This is a genomic window from Mediterraneibacter glycyrrhizinilyticus (assembly GCF_015560805.1).
Lineage (GTDB): Bacteria > Bacillota > Clostridia > Lachnospirales > Lachnospiraceae > Schaedlerella > Schaedlerella glycyrrhizinilytica_A.
Window position 1 is genome coordinate 1 of sequence record NZ_JADMSO010000024.1, and the last position, 1,749, is coordinate 1,749.

Below are 1,749 nucleotides of genomic sequence, written 5' to 3' on the forward strand. Positions count from 1 at the left end.
CGAGAGTTTGATCCTGGCTCAGGATGAACGCTGGCGGCGTGCTTAACACATGCAAGTCGAACGAAGCACTTTACCGGATTTCTTCGGGATGAAAGTTTTGTGACTGAGTGGCGGACGGGTGAGTAACGCGTGGGTAACCTGCCTCATACAGGGGGATAACAGTTAGAAATGACTGCTAATACCGCATAAGACCACAGGATTGCATGATCCGGTGGTAAAAACTCCGGTGGTATGAGATGGACCCGCGTCTGATTAGGTAGTTGGTGGGGTAACGGCTCACCAAGCCGACGATCAGTAGCCGACCTGAGAGGGTGACCGGCCACATTGGGACTGAGACACGGCCCAAACTCCTACGGGAGGCAGCAGTGGGGAATATTGCACAATGGGGGAAACCCTGATGCAGCGACGCCGCGTGAGCGATGAAGTATTTCGGTATGTAAAGCTCTATCAGCAGGGAAGAAAATGACGGTACCTGACTAAGAAGCACCGGCTAAATACGTGCCAGCAGCCGCGGTAATACGTATGGTGCAAGCGTTATCCGGATTTACTGGGTGTAAAGGGAGCGTAGACGGAGAGGCAAGTCTGATGTGAAAACCCGGGGCTCAACCCCGGGACTGCATTGGAAACTGTTTTTCTAGAGTGTCGGAGAGGTAAGTGGAATTCCTAGTGTAGCGGTGAAATGCGTAGATATTAGGAGGAACACCAGTGGCGAAGGCGGCTTACTGGACGATGACTGACGTTGAGGCTCGAAAGCGTGGGGAGCAAACAGGATTAGATACCCTGGTAGTCCACGCCGTAAACGATGACTGCTAGGTGTCGGGAGGCAAAGCCTTTCGGTGCCGCAGCAAACGCAATAAGCAGTCCACCTGGGGAGTACGTTCGCAAGAATGAAACTCAAAGGAATTGACGGGGACCCGCACAAGCGGTGGAGCATGTGGTTTAATTCGAAGCAACGCGAAGAACCTTACCTGCCCTTGACATCCGGCTGACCGGCGAGTAATGTCGCCTTTCCTTCGGGACAGCCGAGACAGGTGGTGCATGGTTGTCGTCAGCTCGTGTCGTGAGATGTTGGGTTAAGTCCCGCAACGAGCGCAACCCTTATCTTTAGTAGCCAGCATTTCGGATGGGCACTCTAGAGAGACTGCCAGGGATAACCTGGAGGAAGGTGGGGATGACGTCAAATCATCATGCCCCTTATGGGCAGGGCTACACACGTGCTACAATGGCGTAAACAAAGGGAGGCAAGCCTGCGAGGGTGAGCAAATCCCAAAAATAACGTCTCAGTTCGGATTGTAGTCTGCAACTCGACTACATGAAGCTGGAATCGCTAGTAATCGCGAATCAGAATGTCGCGGTGAATACGTTCCCGGGTCTTGTACACACCGCCCGTCACACCATGGGAGTTGGTAACGCCCGAAGTCAGTGACCCAACCGTAAGGAGGGAGCTGCCGAAGGTGGGACCGATAACTGGGGTGAAGTCGTAACAAGGTAGCCGTATCGGAAGGTGCGGCTGGATCACCTCCTTTCTAAGGAAGAAAAGCTTTTTCCGAAGGGGAAAAGAAGTAAAGAGTTTTGTTGTCTATTGTTCAGTTATTAAGTGAGAACTTAATAACGAGACTTTTTGGTGGCGATGCGCTTGGGGGTAACACCCGTTCCCATCCCGAACACGATGGTTAAGACCCAAGCGGCCGATGGTACTGCACTGGTGACGGTGTGGGAGAGTAGGTGGCCGCCAAATCCAAAAAAGGG

General features: G+C 52.8%; 2 rRNA genes. Both read left to right on the forward strand.

The annotated features are described in order from the left end of the window. Nucleotides 1-1,526: ribosomal RNA gene (locus I2H87_RS13605) — 16S ribosomal RNA — on the forward strand. A 94-nt stretch (nucleotides 1,527-1,620) separates the two neighbouring features. Continuing rightward, nucleotides 1,621-1,738 (forward strand): 5S ribosomal RNA (rrf, locus tag I2H87_RS13610). Nucleotides 1,739-1,749 lie beyond the last annotated feature (11 nt).